General features: G+C 54.5%; 13 protein-coding genes. 10 read left to right on the top strand and 3 right to left on the bottom strand.

What is annotated here, in order from left to right:
- Positions 1–53: 53 nt before the first annotated feature.
- On the bottom strand, positions 54–974 hold the full coding sequence (locus IAE55_RS00500; RefSeq protein WP_200630627.1) for a LysR family transcriptional regulator: 921 nt from the start codon (positions 972–974) through the stop codon (positions 54–56).
- A gap of 118 nt (positions 975–1,092) precedes the next feature.
- Between IAE55_RS00500 and IAE55_RS00505 the strand changes: the two genes are divergently transcribed.
- The 3 genes from IAE55_RS00505 to IAE55_RS00515 all read left to right on the top strand — a co-directional run bounded on the left by IAE55_RS00505 (position 1,093) and on the right by IAE55_RS00515 (position 3,801).
- Positions 1,093–1,848, top strand: a complete 756-nt coding sequence (locus IAE55_RS00505; protein WP_200631073.1) for an SDR family NAD(P)-dependent oxidoreductase — start codon at positions 1,093–1,095, stop codon at positions 1,846–1,848.
- Positions 1,849–1,890: 42 nt separating this feature from the next.
- The gene (locus tag IAE55_RS00510; RefSeq protein ID WP_145134386.1) at positions 1,891–2,634 is read left to right on the top strand and encodes an SDR family NAD(P)-dependent oxidoreductase; all 744 of its coding nucleotides are present in this window, start codon (positions 1,891–1,893) and stop codon (positions 2,632–2,634) included.
- A gap of 381 nt (positions 2,635–3,015) precedes the next feature.
- Complete coding sequence (locus tag IAE55_RS00515) at positions 3,016–3,801, top strand: arylamine N-acetyltransferase family protein (RefSeq protein WP_200630628.1); 786 nt, start codon at positions 3,016–3,018, stop codon at positions 3,799–3,801.
- Between the two features lie 110 nt (positions 3,802–3,911).
- Here the strand turns inward: IAE55_RS00515 and IAE55_RS00520 are convergent, their stop codons facing one another.
- Positions 3,912–4,706, bottom strand: coding sequence for an SDR family NAD(P)-dependent oxidoreductase (locus IAE55_RS00520; protein WP_200630629.1), 795 nt, complete (start codon positions 4,704–4,706; stop codon positions 3,912–3,914).
- A 207-nt stretch (positions 4,707–4,913) separates the two neighbouring features.
- Here IAE55_RS00520 and IAE55_RS00525 point away from each other — a divergent pair, with 207 nt between their 5' ends.
- The 3 genes from IAE55_RS00525 (at position 4,914) to IAE55_RS00535 (ending at position 7,665) form a co-directional block, all read left to right on the top strand.
- Positions 4,914–5,075 (top strand): hypothetical protein, encoded by a 162-nt coding sequence (locus tag IAE55_RS00525; protein WP_181152845.1) that lies wholly within the window; start codon positions 4,914–4,916, stop codon positions 5,073–5,075.
- Between the two features lie 239 nt (positions 5,076–5,314).
- On the top strand, positions 5,315–6,709 hold the full coding sequence (locus tag IAE55_RS00530) for an MATE family efflux transporter (protein WP_200630630.1): 1,395 nt from the start codon (positions 5,315–5,317) through the stop codon (positions 6,707–6,709).
- A gap of 56 nt (positions 6,710–6,765) precedes the next feature.
- Positions 6,766–7,665 carry an NAD(P)/FAD-dependent oxidoreductase gene (locus IAE55_RS00535; RefSeq protein ID WP_200630631.1) on the top strand — a complete coding sequence of 300 codons (900 nt, stop codon included), beginning with the start codon at positions 6,766–6,768 and terminating at the stop codon, positions 7,663–7,665.
- 106 nt (positions 7,666–7,771) lie between these two features.
- Here IAE55_RS00535 and IAE55_RS00540 read toward each other — a convergent pair whose 3' ends face one another.
- Complete coding sequence (locus IAE55_RS00540) at positions 7,772–8,470, bottom strand: hypothetical protein (protein ID WP_200630632.1); 699 nt, start codon at positions 8,468–8,470, stop codon at positions 7,772–7,774.
- Positions 8,471–8,717: 247 nt separating this feature from the next.
- On the opposite strand from IAE55_RS00540, the gene IAE55_RS00545 reads away from it, so the two are divergent.
- From IAE55_RS00545 to IAE55_RS00560, 4 genes are all read left to right on the top strand, one after another.
- Entirely contained in the window at positions 8,718–11,249 is a 2,532-nt protein-coding gene (locus IAE55_RS00545) for a GH39 family glycosyl hydrolase (protein WP_200630633.1), read from the top strand.
- A 170-nt stretch (positions 11,250–11,419) separates the two neighbouring features.
- Positions 11,420–12,718 (top strand): MFS transporter, encoded by a 1,299-nt coding sequence (locus IAE55_RS00550; protein ID WP_200630634.1) that lies wholly within the window; start codon positions 11,420–11,422, stop codon positions 12,716–12,718.
- Complete coding sequence (locus tag IAE55_RS00555) at positions 12,715–15,015, top strand: beta-glucosidase (RefSeq protein WP_200630635.1); 2,301 nt, start codon at positions 12,715–12,717, stop codon at positions 15,013–15,015. The genes IAE55_RS00550 and IAE55_RS00555 overlap by 4 nt, the downstream gene beginning before the upstream one ends.
- Before the next feature lie 29 nt (positions 15,016–15,044).
- Positions 15,045–17,315, top strand: a complete 2,271-nt coding sequence (locus IAE55_RS00560; RefSeq protein WP_186381851.1) for a glycoside hydrolase family 3 protein — start codon at positions 15,045–15,047, stop codon at positions 17,313–17,315.
- Positions 17,316–17,433 lie beyond the last annotated feature (118 nt).

The raw sequence follows: 17,433 nt of genomic DNA on the forward strand, positions 1-17,433 counted from the left end.
AAAAAAACATCGCGATGTCGTGATGTTTTTTTTTCCTTAAAGTTGAACCCCTTTTAAGACTGCATGGATGCCCCTAATTCTTCTAAGTCATGTTTTAACCACTCCATAAAACGGCGGGAGACCCGCGAATGGGTCTTTTCCTTGCGCTGGATGACGCCGAGGTAGACAGGGCCGTGATCCGGCAGATCGAAGTCAAGAATCGCGATATTGTCCTTGCGGAAGGCCGGCTCGTTCATGAACGAAAAGTTGAGCCCGATGGTCACGGCGCCATGATTCATGCACGCCCTGAAGATCAGATCCCGGTTATTGGTGGTGAAGAGCACGTCTACCGGGCCATAAAGTGACTGAAAGTCGTCCATATACCACTTCACATAATCGTCGTTATAGAGGACGACGGTCTGCTGCCTTAATTCTTCAGGACCGACCGCGGGCTTCAGGGCGAGCGGCGACGCGCTGCTGATGCCGGCGACCATGTGGACAGGGAGCAGCCGTTCGAAGGCTAGGCCGGTGCGTTCGATCAACCGGTTTTTGAACAAAATGATGAGTCCGAGATCGCTTTTGTCCTGGTTCACATCGTCAATGATGTCCTGCGAGCCTTTTTCCACGATCTCCAGCTTCACGTCCGGAAACTTCTTTTTAAATTCGATCACGACACGCTCAAGAAGAGACATAGGGCTTGGTATGGTCGCCACCCGCAGCCGGCCCTTGACCGTACCCGAAAATCCGCGGGCGGCCTCCAGCAGATCTTCATATTTCTCCAGCGTTTCATACGCTTTTTTGATAATGATTTTGCCTTCGGGAGTCAGGGTGACTCCGGATTTGGATCTGGTAAAAATGCTGATCCCCCACTCCGATTCCAGACTGGTGATGGCTTGGCTGACCGCTGAAATTGTCACATGAAGCTGCTCGGCCGCTTTGGAAATCGAACCGGCCCGCGCCACCTCCACCAAGTACTCCAGCTTTTCCGTATTCATGAAGCATCGTCCTTTGATCTTTAAGTTTTTCTTAAACAAAATTCAATAGGTTTAAATTTTGCTGAATCTCAAGACATGTTAACATAATGATGTGAGATATGAAAGGAAGGGATTCATGATGAGACTCGAAGGAAAAGTTGCACTGATTACAGGCGCAGGCGCCGGGATCGGCAAGACGACGGCTCTCCGCTTTGCGGAAGAAGGCGCCAAAGTCGTCGTTACCGATATTGATCTCGACAGCGCCAAGCAGACGGCTGCGGAAATCACGCAGACCGGCGGCGAAGCTGCAGCATTCCGTCATGATGTCAGTAATGAGGACGAATGGAAAGAAATTGCGAATGCCGCGGTTCAGCAGTTTGGCCGCATCGATATTTTGTTCAACAATGCCGGCATTTATTTCATCAAGCCGCTGGCCGACATCGAACTGGCGGAATGGAACCGGATGATGGCGATCAACGTGACCGGCGTTTTCCTTGGAATGAAGCACGTGATGCCGCTCATGGCCAAACAAAAGGGTGGCTCCGTCATTAACGCATCCTCCATTGCGGGGCTGACGGGCGCATCCGGCCATATCGCTTACGGAGCTTCTAAAGGTGCGGTCCGGACAATGACCAAGGACGCCGCGATCGAATACGCAGCCGCAGGCGTTCGGGTGAATTCAATCCATCCGGCCTACATCAACACCGCCATGGGCGCTTATGCGTCCGAGGTGAGCCAAATGTCCGAAGCCGAACTTGGTAAAAAGGTAGCGCCGATGGGCCGTTTCGGTACGGTGGAGGAAGTAGCGAATCTGGTGGTATTCCTGGCATCGGACGAGTCGTCGTATTCCACGGGATCCGAATTTGTCATCGACGGCGGGGCAACGGCTATCTAAGAGTCTGTACATTAAAGTGAATTCATAGGAGCGTGTTCAATCATGAAATTTGATTCCAAAGTAGCGATTGTTACCGGCGGCGCCAGCGGCATCGGGGAAGCGACGGTACGGATGTTTGCCTCCGAAGGGGCGAAAGTCGTTATCGCCGATTTTTCGGACAGGGGTCAGACCCTCTCAGAGGAGCTGAACGCTCAGGGTTACGATACGCTGTTTGTCAAAACAGACGTGACGCAAGAAGCCGAGGTGCAGCGAATGGTCGAGCAGACGGTCGCCAAGTTCGGCAAGCTGGACATCCTGTTCGCCAACGCGGGTATCGCCAAGGACGGACCGGCGGACCGGTTATCGTCGGACAGCTGGCAGCGGACGATTGACATTAACCTCACGGGTGTATTTTTGAGTGACAAATATGCGATCCAGCAGATGCTCGCCCAAGGAACGGGCGGGGCGATCGTGAACTGCGGATCCATTCACAGCCATGTAGGCAAGGCGGGTGTCACGGCCTATGCGTCCGCCAAGGGCGGGGTGAAGCTGTTGACCCAGTCAATGGCAGCCGATTATGCCGCCAAGGGCATCCGGATCAATGCGGTGTGCCCGGGATATATCGACACGCCGCTCATTCAGGGCAGGGACGAAGCCATTACCGCACATCTGACAGCCCTTCATCCGATGGGACGGCTCGGCAAGCCGGAGGAAGTCGCCAAAGCCGTGCTGTTCCTGGCGAGTGAGGATGCTTCCTTCATCACTGGCGCCAGCTTGCTGGTCGACGGGGGATACACGGCGGTATAAGAGGAGTACCTGCTGGGCATGATAGAGTACTAAACCGATACAGCGCAGAATATGGAGTGGGGGCAACCCCGTAATGCTCCTGTTCTGCGCTTTTTTGTATTAAATGATGCCTGGATACTCTTAGGATATGTAAAAAGAAATTCGCTTATCAACTTGATCACAACGGGTAAGACAGGGTGGGAGTTCTCGATTTTGCTGATCGGAAATGCCGTATTTTGGTGGACCCGGTTATTTTTTAAGCGGAAAACAGAGTAAATATCGTAAGCAGCAGAAGGTGAACGAAGCTCTGCTATAGAAATTAGCTGTATGGCTGATATTCCGATGCTTGCACGCAGCGGCATGGATATGCGCAGCACTATAACAGCAGGGAGGTAGCTCGTTGTGACTAACCATCCATCGCAGACGCCGGAAATTCAGGCTTATCTGGACCGGATCGGATTCCAAGGCAAGCTGGACAATGGGGCGGACACGCTGGCGGAACTGCAGCACTGCCACATTTACAGCGTACCCTATGAAAATTTGGATATTTTAAACGGTGTGCCCCTATCGCTAGACATCCCGGACCTATATGACAAAATCGTCGTGCGCCGGCGCGGCGGATACTGCTTTGAGCTCAATGCGCTGTTTGGCTGGCTGCTGGGCGAACTGGGATTTCCCGTGACCCACTATTTCGCCAGATTTTGGCGCGATGAGGATAACCTGCCCCCGAAGCGCAGGCATCATGTGCTTCAGGTTGAAGCAGAAGGAGCACGCTATTTATGCGATGTCGGGGTAGGCGGAAATGTTCCCGGCAGGCCGGTGCTGATCAAGGAGCATCTGGAACAGCCGCAGGGAACCGAATGCTATCGCCTGGACCGGGATCCGTTTTTCGGCTGGCAGCTGATGGAGCGGAAAGGGGAGGATTGGCGGCTCATTTATTCTTTTGCCGAAGAGCCCCAGCTGCCGCGGGATTATGTGATGGCCTCATTCTGGTGCGAGCATGCTCCGGAATCGATTTTCAGACAAGGTCCGATGGTGTTTATCCGCACGCCGGAAGGGCGAAACACGGTCGCTGGCGACGAATTCCGAATCTTTGCCGGCAAGGAGGTGCGCATTCTCACTCCCCGGACACCGGAAGAGAAGCGGGATGCGTTCAGGCAGTATTTTGGCATTGTCCTCCCTGAATAAAATGACTGCTGCTCCCATTAAGATTGGGCGTGGGCAGCAGTATCATAATGAAAAGTGCCGTCTCCCTTTGAAAGGGATAACGGCACTTTTTTTGCGGTTGACGGTACACACTAAAATACGCTCCGAACTAACCCGCCGTCGATCCGCAGCGCGGCCCCGTTGATCGCAGAGGAGAGAGGACTGCTGATAAACGTAACGAGGTGAGCAATTTCCTCCGGCCGGATCAACCGCTGAATGATCGAGGTCGGCCGGTTTTCCCGCATGAAGCGCTGCTCAGCCTCCCCGATCGTTAACGATTCCCCCGGATACAGGGTATCGAGCATTGTCTCAACCCCCTGTGTCAGGGTGGAGCCGGGCATCACGGTATTAACCGTCACGTTCGTGCCCTTGGTCAGCTCGGCCAGGCTGCGGGAGATCGACAGCTGCATCGTCTTGGTGGCGCTGTAATGCGCCATCTCCTGCGACGGCATAACGGCGGCTTCGCTGGCAATGAAAATAATTCTTCCGCGGTCCTGCTGCATCATGCGTTTCAGATAATGCCGGCTCAAGCGGACACCGCTCATAATGTTGACCTCAAAGAAGCGGAACCATTCCTCATCCGGGATATCGAAAAATTCGGCAGGTTCAAAAATGCCCAGATTGTTCACCACGATATTGACATCCGGATGCTGTTCCATCATGGTGAGGCAGCCTTGTTCCGTTCCCAGATCGGCGACTGCGGGAACGAGTTCGGCTCCGGTATGCCGCCCCCGGATTTCTTCGATCGTTTCGTGGACCTTGTCTTCACGGCGGCCGTTAATCAGAACCTTGGCCCCTTCTGCAGCCAGGGAAGACGCGATAGCCTTGCCGATGCCGGAAGTGGAACCGGTGACTAGCGCGGTTTGTCCAGATAGCTGAAGCTCCATAATGATACCCTCCTCCATAAGAATCCCCAAATAGGATCCCTACAATTTAATCTTTTATACCACTAGTTTCCAGTTCTTCATTCTAACTGTCAAGCCGGCCGCGCATCAAAAAGTTCAAAACTTCAGACATCTGTCACTTGCCGGCCGGAACCGAGGCGTTGTTTGCCAGTGATCGGAGTAACGATTCTAGCAGAATGGCTTTGATCTATGAAAATCGAGGTGCAGTACAACTCTCCGCTCGGCGCATACCTGATCAATATCGGCTCGGTCGTCATCGGCATCATCGTGCTGCTTACCTGGTCGCTCCGCAAGAAAAACAGGGTGGACTGGAACCGCATAGAGCCGGAAGACGCTAAGCAGGTAAGTTAAGTACAAGCATAATCCGGAAAGAAAAACCGATGGAAGGCGGGCTCTCTGGGAGCCCGCTTTTGTCATTCGTGCAGAACGGTGTAGACGTGCGGTATTGTGAGCAATCAGGGGGAATGGCGGGCTGGGAGGATTCCGGGCATGGTTTTCCCGTACATTTCCACCGTTTTCCTGCCTTGTGCGCTCCTTTTGGCTGAGAATATAATCAGCTTATTACACGACATATCGAAGAAGGAGAAGTCATGGGAATATGGGTGCGTGAACGGTCGTTTTACAGCATGTTTATCCGGTTAACCGTGCTGATCGGACTGCAAAATATCATTACGCTTGGCGTCAATTTGTCCGATAATCTGCTGCTTGGAGGATACAGTGAATCCGCGCTGTCCGGGGTTGCGCTGGCCAACCAGATCCAGTTTATTTTGCATATGCTAGTCATGGGCGCGGCCGAAGGGCTGGTCATCCTGTCCTCTCGAAATTGGGGAGCCAAAAATATAGACGCCATCAAACGGGCCTCCAGCATCGGGATGCGGATCGCCCTGGCTGTAAGCGTGATCATGTGGGCGATCGTTTTTTTCTTCCCGCACGGCTGCCTGTCGCTGTTTACGAACGAGCAGAATGTGATCGCGGAAGGGGCGAAGTATTTAAAGATTATCTGTTTTTCGTACATATTTTTTGCGGTGACCAACATTTTGCTAGCGGCGCTCCGCAGCGTCGAGGTCGTGCGGATCGGCTTTCTCGTTTCGCTGTCCACTTTGATCATTAATGTGTGCCTGAATTACCTCCTGATTTATGGCCACCTGGGCTTCCCGCGCCTTGGGGTGAGCGGTTCGGCCATCGCCACACTGACCGCAAGGGTGATCGAATGCGTGATCGTCCTCACCTTCGTGAAGAAGTTCGATCAGCGGATCCGCTTTAAGCTGAAAGATTTTTACAGCATCGACAAGTCTCTGTTTAAGCAGTATCTGCGGATCGGATCACCTGTGCTGATGGCCAACCTGCTGTGGGCCGTATCGATGGGTGCCCAGACCGCCATCCTGGGGCATATGGGCGAGGCGGCGATCGCCGCCAACAGCGTGGCGAACACGATTTTTCAGCTGGTCACGGTCGTTACTTACGCATCGGCCAGCGCGACGGCGGTCATCATCGGCAAGACGATCGGGGAAGGGAATACGGGTAAGGTCATTTCCTACAGCAAAACGCTGCAGCTGCTGTACTTGCTCATCGGCGTACTGACCGCGGTCCTGCTGTTTGCCGTGAAGGACGTCGTCCTCGATCTGTATGCAATATCGGAGAGCTCCAAAACGCTGGCCCTGCAGTTCATGACCATTCTGTCGGTGACGGTCGTCGGTACGGCATACCAGATGCCTGCCTTGACCGGCATTGTCCGCAGCGGAGGAGACACCAAGTTCGTACTGTACAACGACTTCATTTTCATGTGGCTGATTGTGCTGCCGGCTTCGGCGCTGTGTGCGTTTGTGTTTGATCTGTCGCCGGTTATTACGTTTATGTGCCTCAAATGCGATCAAATCCTGAAATGCTTTGTTGCGATCGTAAAAGTGAACAGGTACCGCTGGATCCGGGTGTTCGACGAGCGTGGCGGGAAGCCAAAGGACGCTGGCGGCAATGTCGCGACCTGATACAGGATGATCACCATCCGGCAGGCGGCCTAAAGGGAAGGAGCGATTCGCTTAAGATGATATGGGACTGCGCGATCATCGGCGGAGGACCCGCCGGACTGAATGCCGCATTGGTGCTGGGGCGCTCCCGCAGGACGGCGGCGCTGATCGATAATGACCAGCCGCGAAACCGGGTCACACGGGTATCGCATGGCTATCTGACGCGGGACGGTGTCCGCCCCGAACAATTCCGAAGCTTGGCATATGAGGAGATCGGGAGGTATCCTACCGTTCGCCGGTTCATGGCAACGGCTCTGGAGGTGCATCCGGCCCGTGGTGCTTTCCGCGTTATCACTTCGATGCGGGAAGAAGTGTGGGCCAGAACGCTGATTCTGGCTACCGGGCTGCACGAAACGTTGCCCCGCATTCCCGGCCTAGAGCCGCTGTATGGAAAAAGCATCTTTAATTGCGTTTATTGCGACGGCTATGAGCTGCAGGACCGGCCATTGTTTGTGCTGTCGGAGCAGCCGGGACTGTATCACTTCGTCAAGACGGTGCACCATTGGAGCCGGGATTTAATCGTCCTGACGAACGGCAAGCCTGTTCTCACGTCCGGGGAAAAGGAAAGGCTCCAGGTCAAGGGGTTGCATGTTGTGGAGGAGCCGATTCATTCGTTCAGGGGAGACGGGGGGCAGTTAACGGAAGTTGTATTTCACAGCGGTGCATACGTACCGCGAGCCGGAGGCTTTATCGTACCCCATTGGTCGCAGAAGGCTCCCTTCGCGGCGCAGCTGGGCTGCCGGCCCGATGGAGCGGGCGGCATTGCCGTGGATGAACTGGGTAGAACGAGCGTAAAGGGTGTGTACGCTGCTGGCGATACCGCCCGTTTCGGGCCTTCGCAGCTGATCATTGCCGCAGGTCAGGGGAGCAAAGCCGCCATGGCAGTGAATGCGGATCTGATCGATGAGGAGTTTTGATGGGAACGATGCTCGTTGTAGAACCAAGCTCAGCATGTATAAAATCGTACATCGTATCCGTGCCACGGGCCATATTCCCGGTTTCTACTTGGGAATACGGCCTTTTTTAGTATGGATGATCCAACCGATCAAGCAATTGATCCGCTACGCTTTGCTCGGCCACAGACAAGTCGCCTGTTTGCTTCAACTGTTCCAGTTTCCCTTTAACCTGAGCGGTATTCTGATCACTTAGACCATAAGCCAGATGGGATACTACGGACTCAATTTGAGATGGAGTTTCCAATCCTGCGAGTGCTTCGATGAATTTGGATGGTTCCCGCGTGTACAGCTTGGCCAGAATGGCCGCATAACTCTCGGCAGAAGCCCCGTCCGTACCGTTACCTGCTCTTACGATGTTAGGATAATCTCCGGCTTCGATCTTATCCAGTTGTTTATAGAGATACTCAACGGTCTCAAGCGTCTTATGGCCGCTGATCCGGTTATACGTCGTCCAATTGATCCCTGCAATTTGCCGCATCATTTGAGCCACTTTCTCCTCATCGCCAATGTCTGTCCGGGAATAGATTTCATACAGCGCTTTTTCCGCGGCGATCTTCCCGCCTCCTTTTGGAATGACGGCCGCTTGCAGGGAACCCTTCGTCCCGGATTGACCGGCCGAATCGGCGGAAGGCTGCTGCCCGGAAGTGCTGGAGCTACTTGGCGTAGACCCTGTAGTAACGTGATTTGAATCCGAAGAATCGGCACAGGCGCTGAGCGATCCGCACAGTATCGCACACACGGCAAACAACGTAAATTTGTGGTTCATCAGAAATCTCAACCCTTTCTTGTATATCTGGATACATATTCCAGACGGTATAAAGGGATAAAAGTTGCTGTGGACCGGGAGAATTAACAAATTTATACAGCAGAGGATGAGAAAATTATCGTATCGGCATCCGTCAGCTAGGCTTTTTGACAACCTATCTGCCATAGTCAGAAACCAAGCGTTACTTACGAACTATCTTCATCTGCTATAATTAGGTCTAATGATGCGTTAAGGAGGCCGCCCAAGTATGGCGAATTCAGTTTTTGAGCTGCTCGAGATCGATGACAGCCTTCCGTTTGACGTATCCCTGCACAGTGTGAATTACGTGCCCAGCCACTGGCATAACAGCGTTGAGATCATTTTTGTGCTGCGGGGAACGCTTGAGGTTTCGATCGACACGGTCAGCCATACGCTCAAGGAAGGGGATGTGCTGCTGATTAACCAGCATCATGTCCATGAGGTCATTGGCCTGGACATGAACATTATCGCCACCTACCAAATTCCAACCGCTTATTTGAAAGAGCATATTGCAGGTTTTGAGGGCTTTTCCTTTGCATTTCAGGCCAGTAAGGCCGGGCCGGAATCCCGCGATGCCGTTTCCCGGCTGCGCCGGCTGCTTGCCGAGATGGTCCAGCTCAAATACAAGCAGACAGAGACGTACGGACTGGAGATGCAGGCCGCGATGCTTGGCGTTCTTTCCATCCTGGTCAAGCAGTTCAAGGTTCCACTGTCCGAAGGCGGCATCAGTGAGCGGTACATGGACCGGATGCTGCGGATTATTACGTATATCGATAACCATTACCGCGAGCCCATCACCCTTCAGTCCATAGCAGACCGGGAGTTTCTGTCCGTGCCTTATTTATCGAAATTTTTCAGCGAAAATATCGGACTGAATTTTCAGGCTTATCTGACCAGCATTCGGTTAAAAAATGCCGTCGAGGATCTGCTGCGACAAGAGGAAATCCCCATCGCCGATTTGGCCATGTTTCACGGTTTTCCGAACGCCAAGTCGTTCTATTCCGCGTTTAAGAACAGATACCATGTGACGCCGAACGAATATCGGAAACAGTACCGGCCGGAGCCGGGAAAGAAGAAGGAAAAATCGACTTCGAATTATATGGAGTTCAATCAATCCAGCGCTCTCGGGATTATCAATCAATACCTGGAGCGGGGCGCATCGCCGGGCGACAGGGAAGTGCATTCGCTGGAAACGCTCACCCGCCAGGTGGATGCGGCCGTGAGGACCCAGGCGATATCGCATACGTGGAAAAACTTGATCACGATCGGCAAAGCCAAGGAAGGACTTCATGCCGACGTTCAGCGGCAGCTCCGTTACGTTCAGGAGCGGTGCCCGTTTCGCTTTTTGCGTTTTCACGGCATTTTTGATGACGGCATGATGGTTTACAACGAGAGGGAGGACGGGCAGCCCGTCTACAATTTCCGGCTCGTTGACCAATTATTTGATTTTCTGCTCTCCATTCATCTGAAGCCGTTTGTGGAGCTCGGGTTTATGCCGTCCGCGCTCGCGGCCGATCCGGAGAAGGGGCTCTATTTTCGCAGAAGCTATACAAGCCCGCCAAAGTCACTCGACACCTGGTGCGAGCTCATTGACCGCTTTATCCGGCACTGCATGAATAGGTACGGTCCGGCGGAAGTCGAGAGCTGGATGTTCGAATTTTGGAACGAGCCGGAGCTCGAGGTGTATTGGCCGGGAACGGATGAAGAGTACTTCGAGTTGTATTCCCGGACTTTCCATACGATGAAGAACATTTCGCGGAATTTGCGGATCGGGGCGCCAGGGCGGATTATAACGCTTCGCTCCAACTTGTTCAGCGAGCGGTTTTTTGCCTTTTGCCGGGAGCGGGATTGCCTGCCCGATTTTATCCCGTGCCATTTTTATCCACATGAAAATCTGGAGGGTTTTTTCGAGCCGGATGAAGAACAAAGCGAGCTGCGCAAACTGGAGCCGTACCGCATCCTGCTGGAGGAGTTCCGGGGCATTTCACCGAACCCGGATTATTTACGGGACATGCTGACCCGGGAGAAGCAGCTTCTTGAAAAGGAAGGCCTGTCGGACCGCGAGATATACCTGACGGAATTCAATTCCACGGCATTTCACAGGGAGCTGACCAACGATACGCTGTACAAGGCGGCATACATCGCGAAAAATTTGATCGATAATCTCGACCGGATTCAGGGCTTCGGCTACTGGGTGCTCAGCGACAATATCGAAGAAACGTCGGCATCCCCTGCGTTGTTCCATGGTGGGCTGGGTTTGATAGCCCAATACGGAATTCCGAAGCCGGCTATGTATGCCTACGAACTGCTGGCCAAGCTGGGGGATCAGCTTATTGAACGCGGCGAAGGCTACATAGTGACGAAGAGTGCGAATGCCTATCAGATACTGTGCTTCAATTACTGCCACTTCGATGACCTGTATGCCCTGGGGGATACTTCGTTCGTAACACCGACCAGCCGGTACAGTGGGTTCAAAAACGAGAGAACCGTCAAGCTGGAATTCCAGCTGGATGGAATAGACAGCGGCAGGTATACAATCGTCCGCCGTTCCTTGAACCGGTCGAGCGGGAGCAGCTTTGACATGTGGGTGGAAATGGGTGCACCGTCTATCATGACCGGGGAGGATCTGCATTACATCAAGCAGAGATCAGAGCCCGGTCGCCATATCACCCAAGTTGATGTGGAGAACCGCCATATGACCTGTACCTTTACCCTGGAACCGCACGCAGTCGAGCTCGTCGAGCTGATTCCGGTCATTTGATGCGGGGTTGTGTCAATTTTTAACCTGAATTTTCGCTGTGTGAAGTGAAACGCTTACAAACGAATTAAAAATGGCCATAAAAGACTGCAAACCGCCGCCTCTCCTGAGCTGGGCGGTTTGTTTTATAATTGGTTTGTAAACGTTTTCAACCAATGAGGAGGTCAACCCATATGGCTAAAGCAAAAATTATCGGTCAAACGATCACGCCATTCAAACGGCTCACTTTCGGTATCATGTTCGGATATGCCTGCATGATGCTGGCTCTCATGACACCTGCAACGCTTCTATTAACTTTTAAAATGGTCGAAATCGATCCGAACGGCTATACCTCCTCCTACGGCTTGGTATCCGGGATTGGCGCCTTTTTTGCCTTAATCGGCAACCCGCTCGGCGGAGCGATCAGCGACCGGACCAACATCTCCTTCGGCCGCCGGCGCACATGGATTCTGCTCGGCCCGCTGTTTGGCTGTGCCGCACTGCTGTGGGTCGGAATGTCCACGCAGATCTGGCAGATCATCATCGGCTGGGCGATCGCCCAATTGTTCTTCAACTTCGGCATGGCCGCGTACACAGCGCTGATTCCTGATCAGGTGAAGGAAGAGAAGCAGGGAACGATCTCCGGGCTGCTGGGTACCGTGTTACCGGTAGCTATGGCGCTGGGCATGGTGCTAATGACGGCCATGACGGACGCCTCCTCGACGACGAAATGGAGCCTGCTTGCGGCCATCGGGATCGTGGGGCCTATCATCAGCCTGTTTATTATCCAGGACGGAAAAGTGCAGATCGAACACATGGCGCAGGAAAAGATGACGCTTGGCGAAAAGCTGAGCAGAGTATATCCAAATCCGCGAAAATTTCCGGCGTTCAGCTGGGCGGTCGTATCCAAGTTTCTGTTAATGATGGGGTACTGCAGCAGCTTGTACCTGACCGTTATGCTGGTTAACCGCATGGGCTATAGTGAAAGCGCTGCAACCGCAGCCGTGGCTACCATCAACATCGTGTCCATGGTGGCGATGGCGATCACGAGTATTTTCGGCGGCGTCTTATCCGATAAGTTCCGCAAGCAAAAGCCGTTCCTGTATATCTCGGCACTCATTATTATCGCAGCCATTCTCATCTATGCCTTTATCGCGCATAACACGGCATTTATCGTAGCATCCGCCGTGATGGGACTCGGGTTCGGCTGTTTCACGGCGGTTGATATGGCACTGGTTTCGCGAATCCTTCCGAACAAGGAAGACGCGGCCAAAGACTTCGGCATTATGAACGTAGCTAACGCACTGCCGCAGTCGATCGTGCCGGCCATCGCACCGCTGCTGCTGAACATCGGCGGCTGGTCCTTCTTCTATATCGTGCTTGCGGTCTGCGTCGTGGCCGGGGTGGCCGCGCTCAAGCCGCTGCCTGAAGTCGGGGAGCACGCCGGTGAAAGTAATCCAACCAATCTGGAAATTGGGAGAAGCGTATCATGAAACGAAATCTGACAGACATCATCTCTCAAATGACCTTAGAAGAAAAAGCCAGCTTATGCTCGGGGCTGAATATGTGGCAGACCAAACCGGTTGAGCGCCTCGGCATTCCGTCCATTGTGATGACGGACGGTCCGCACGGCCTGCGCAAGCAGGCCAACCCCGGGGACATGTCGAGCAAGACGGTACCGGCCACCTGCTTCCCGAGCGGAGCGGGTCTGGCATCTTCCTGGGACCGCGAGCTGATCCGGGAGGTCGGCGCCGCGATCGGCGAGGAGTGTCAGCAGGAGGACGTACAGATTATCCTCGGGCCTGCGGTCAATATTAAGCGGTCACCGCTATGCGGCAGAAACTTCGAATATTTCTCGGAGGATCCGTACCTGTCCTCGGAAATGGGTGTGAGCCATGTGAAAGGCGTCCAAAGCCAAGGCGTCGGAACGTCGGTGAAGCATTTTGCGGCCAACAATCAGGAGACGCTGCGCAACTCGATTAACGCCGTGGTCGACGAGCGGACACTGAACGAAATTTACCTGCGCAGCTTTGAGGGCCCGGTCATCGAAGGTGATGCCTGGACCGTGATGTGCGCCTATAACCAGGTGAACGGCGATTACTGCTCGGAGAACGATTACCTTTTGAACCAGGTGCTGAAGCAAAGATGGGGCCACGGCGGACTGGTCATGACCGATTGGGGCGCCATCAATGAACGGGTGAAGGGACTTAAGGCCGGACTGGAACTGGAAATGCCTTATGTCGGTCCGGAGCATGACCTGATGATCGTAGAGGCCGTTCAATCCGGAGAACTGGAAGAGGCCGTGCTGGATGAGGCGGTTCGCCGTCTGCTCACTGTCATATTTAAAGGATACGATGGTAAAAAGGAAGGCTTCGCCTACGACGCAGAGGCTCATCACCAACTTGCCCGGCGCGCGGCCGCGGACTGTATGGTTCTCTTAAAGAATGAGGGCGGCCTGCTCCCGCTGAAGCCGGAGCAATCGGTCGCCATCATCGGCGCATTCGCCAAGCATCCGCGATACCAGGGCGGCGGCAGCTCGCACATTACTCCGACCCGGATGGACGCTCCGTTCGATGCAATTGCGGGAATGTCTGCTGACTGTGCGTTTGCCCCGGGCTACCTGCTCAAAGGCGGCGAGGCCGACGACAGCTTGATCGAAGAAGCTGTGAAGCTGGCGCAAAGCAAAGACGTGGCCGTCATCTTCGCCGGCCTGCCGGATTCGTTCGAATCCGAAGGCGTCGACCGCACACGGCTGGATATGCCTTCCTCGCACATCCGCCTGATCGAGGCAGTCGCGGCGGCGCAGCCCAACACGGTTGTCGTGCTGTCCAACGGATCGCCGGTGACGATGCCTTGGCTTAAGCATGTCCAAGCGGTGCTGGAAGGCTATCTGGGCGGGCAGGCGACGGGAAGCGCAGCGGCCGACGTGCTGTACGGGAAGGTGAACCCAAGCGGCAAGCTGGCGGAGACATTTCCCGTTCGGCTGGAACAGACGCCGGCGTTCCTGAATTTCCCGGGGGGCAAGAGCGAAGTGACGTACGGGGAAGGCTTGTTCGTGGGCTACCGGTATTATGAAGCGAAAAAAGAGGAGCCGCTCTTCCCATTCGGTTACGGTCTAAGTTACACAACCTTTGCTTATGAGGATATCCGGGCTGACCGAACGTCTATGAAGGATACCGACACCGTCAACGTGTCTGTTACCGTTCGCAACACCGGTACGGTGGCGGGCAAGGAAATCGTGCAGCTGTACGTCAAGCCGCTGGAGAGCCATGTCGTCAGACCAGTCAAGGAGCTGAAGGGGTTTGCCAAGGTTCATCTGCAGCCGGGTGAAGCGAAGACGGTCCATTTTGTGCTGGATCAACGGGCTTTTGCCTACTTCAATACCGATATTCATGACTGGTTTGCCGAATCCGGTGCTTACGACATCGTTGCAGGTCCATCATCGGCGGATACGCCCCTGTCCGTCACCCTGAGCCTGGAATCGACCGGGATTCCGTTCCGTAAAGTGGGGCGCAACACCAAATTCTACGAGCTGATGGCCATCCCCGAAACGGCTGCGTTTGCCGAAGAAGCGATAGAGGGCAGCCTGGAGCGCCTGAAACAGATGGGAGCTATGTTTGCAGAGAGCATGGGAGACGACGGAATCGCCGAGCTGTTCGAGGCCGTGGTGAAGTGGCGGAAGTATGACGCCCTGCGCTCGCTGTCCGGCATGATGGGCGGGGGAACGTCGGAAGCGGATTTATCGAAAATCATCGACGATCTGAACACCAAGCTGAAACTGAATTCGTAATTCCGATGATGGATTGGAGGAAAGAGAACATGTCGAATACAAAAGCTGCGCTAAATATAGAAGAAATTCGTTATGTGAACAATCCCGATGGGCCGACGCTGGGCTATTCGGCTGCCTCGGGCGTAAAGATCCTGGAACAGGACGGCCTTTATTTCAAGGACCTGAGCAGGGACGGCCAACTGGATCCTTATGAGGATTGGCGGCTGTCGCCTGTAGAGCGGGCCAAAGATCTGGCGTCCAAGATGACGACCGAGCAAATTGCCGGTCTGATGCTGTACAGCCGGCATCAGGCGGTGCCTGCGGCGAGCGGAGGCTGGTTCTCCGCAACCTACAGAGGCAAAGCCTTTGAAGAGAGCGGCGTCAAGCCTTGGGAGCTGACCGATGAACAGCTTCATTTTCTGGCACAGGATCACGTGCGGCATATCCTGGTTACCACTGTGGAGAGCCCGGAGACCGCTGCCAAGTGGAACAATCGGGTGCAGGCGTTTGCCGAAGGGCATGGCCTCGGCATCCCGGCCAACAACAGCTCAGATCCGCGGCACGGCTCCGACTCCAGTTCGGAGTTTAACGCAGGCTCCGGCGGCGCCATCTCCATGTGGCCGGAAACCTTGGGGCTGGCGGCGACTTTTGACCCGGAGGTGACGCGGAAATTCGGGGAGATCGCCTCGAAGGAATACCGCGCATTGGGGTTGTCGACGGCGTTGTCCCCGCAGATCGATATCGCCACCGACCCGCGCTGGTTCCGCTTCAACGGAACGTTCGGGGAAGATTCGGCGCTGGCGGCCGATATGGCCCGGGCGTACGTCGACGGCTTCCAGACTTCGGAGGGAGAACGCGAAATTCAGGAAGGCTGGGGCTATGACAGCGTCAACGCCATGGTGAAGCATTGGCCGGGGGGCGGATCCGGTGAAGGCGGCAGAGACGCCCATTTCGGCTGCGGCAAGTATGCGGTCTATCCCGGGAATAATTTCGGCGAGCATCTGATTCCGTTTACAGAAGGCGCCTTCAAGCTGTCCGGGAAGACGGGCAAAGCCTCGGCCGTCATGCCGTATTACACCATTTCGGCGAATCAGGATACCGTGAACGGCGAAAATGTAGGCAATTCCTATAACGCCTGGCTGATCGGAGATCTTCTTCGCGATCAGTACGGATACGATGGCGTTGTGTGCACCGATTGGATGATTACGGCCGACGAGTCCCCTGCCAAGGATTCTTTCCTCAGCGGCAAGCCGTGGGGTGTGGAGGAACTGACCGTCGGTGAACGGCATTACAAGCTGCTGATGGCCGGGGTGGACCAGTTCGGCGGCAACAACGAAATCGGACCGGTGCTGGAAGCCTACGGAGTCGGGTTGCGCGAGCACGGAGAAGACTGGATGCGGCAGCGGTTCGAGCAGTCCGCCGTCCGGCTTCTGGTCAATATGTTCCGGCTCGGATTGTTCGAGAATCCGTATCTTGACCCGGATACGAGCGCCCGAGTTGTCGGAAACGCCGAATTTATGCGCGAGGGGTATGAGGCCCAGCTGAAGTCTGTGGTGCTGCTGAAAAATAAAAATGCGGTGCTGCCGCTGAAGGCCGGGAAAAAGGTATATATTCCGAAGCGATATACGCCGGCCGGAACCGACTGGTTTGGCAACCAAACCCCGGAGAAGCTGGAGTATCCGGTCAGTCTGGAGCTGGTATCCAAATATTTTACGGTGACGGATCAACCGGATGAGGCGGACTTTGGCCTGGTTTTCATTGCCTCCCCGAAATCGGGCTTCGGTTACAGCCAGGAGGACGTGGAGCAGCGGGGGAACGGGTATGTACCGATCAGCCTGCAGTACCGGACTTATACAGCCGAGCATGCACGGGAAGTGAGCCTGGCGGGCGATCCGCGTCCGGAAGACGTGCTGAACCGTTCTTATAAGGGGAAAAGCGTTACGCCTCAAAATACGACAGATTTGGACGCGGTGCTGGACACCCGGAAGGCGATGAAAGGCAAGCCGGTCATCGTGTCGATGCTGCTCTCGAATCCAGCGGTGGTGAACGAATTCGAGTCCGAAGCGGATGCGATTGTAGCCGATTTTGGCGTTCAGGCGCAGGTGATTATGGAGATCCTGACTGGCAGAGTTGAGCCTTCGGGACTGCTGCCGATGCAGATGCCGGCCCATATGAAGACGGTTGAGGAGCAGCTGGAGGATGTGGCTCATGATATGGAATGCCATGTGGACTCTGATGGCAACACGTACGATTTTGGCTTTGGCTTGAATTGGGTTGGCGTTATCGAAGACGAGCGAACGCGGAAATACCGGAAGCGTTGAAACAATGAAGCGGGCTTTTTTTCGGACCTTCAACGCCGAACGTCCGTTGGCGCAGTGGCACCCCTCAATAGCTGCTTGATTAGACTCAAGTTTATGTTTTCCGTGTCTTTATAAAGTT

The sequence above is a fragment of the Paenibacillus sp. S28 genome (assembly GCF_016624415.1).
Taxonomy (GTDB): Bacteria; Bacillota; Bacilli; order Paenibacillales; family Paenibacillaceae; genus Paenibacillus_AQ; species Paenibacillus_AQ favisporus.

What these genes read in the sequence shown, in the direction of transcription:
- IAE55_RS00510 (WP_145134386.1), top strand. Translation starts at nt 1,891, where the DNA reads ATGAAATTTGATTCCAAAGTAGCGATTGTTACCGGCGGCGCCAGCGGC.
- IAE55_RS00560 (WP_186381851.1), top strand. Translation starts at nt 15,045, where the DNA reads ATGTCGAATACAAAAGCTGCGCTAAATATAGAAGAAATTCGTTATGTG.
- IAE55_RS00505 (WP_200631073.1), top strand. Translation starts at nt 1,093, where the DNA reads ATGAGACTCGAAGGAAAAGTTGCACTGATTACAGGCGCAGGCGCCGGG.
- IAE55_RS00540 (WP_200630632.1), bottom strand. Translation starts at nt 8,470, where the DNA reads ATGAACCACAAATTTACGTTGTTTGCCGTGTGTGCGATACTGTGCGGA.
- IAE55_RS00520 (WP_200630629.1), bottom strand. Translation starts at nt 4,706, where the DNA reads ATGGAGCTTCAGCTATCTGGACAAACCGCGCTAGTCACCGGTTCCACT.
- IAE55_RS00530 (WP_200630630.1), top strand. Translation starts at nt 5,315, where the DNA reads ATGGGAATATGGGTGCGTGAACGGTCGTTTTACAGCATGTTTATCCGG.
- IAE55_RS00545 (WP_200630633.1), top strand. Translation starts at nt 8,718, where the DNA reads ATGGCGAATTCAGTTTTTGAGCTGCTCGAGATCGATGACAGCCTTCCG.
- IAE55_RS00500 (WP_200630627.1), bottom strand. Translation starts at nt 974, where the DNA reads ATGAATACGGAAAAGCTGGAGTACTTGGTGGAGGTGGCGCGGGCCGGT.
- IAE55_RS00555 (WP_200630635.1), top strand. Translation starts at nt 12,715, where the DNA reads ATGAAACGAAATCTGACAGACATCATCTCTCAAATGACCTTAGAAGAA.
- IAE55_RS00535 (WP_200630631.1), top strand. Translation starts at nt 6,766, where the DNA reads ATGATATGGGACTGCGCGATCATCGGCGGAGGACCCGCCGGACTGAAT.
- IAE55_RS00550 (WP_200630634.1), top strand. Translation starts at nt 11,420, where the DNA reads ATGGCTAAAGCAAAAATTATCGGTCAAACGATCACGCCATTCAAACGG.
- IAE55_RS00525 (WP_181152845.1), top strand. Translation starts at nt 4,914, where the DNA reads ATGAAAATCGAGGTGCAGTACAACTCTCCGCTCGGCGCATACCTGATC.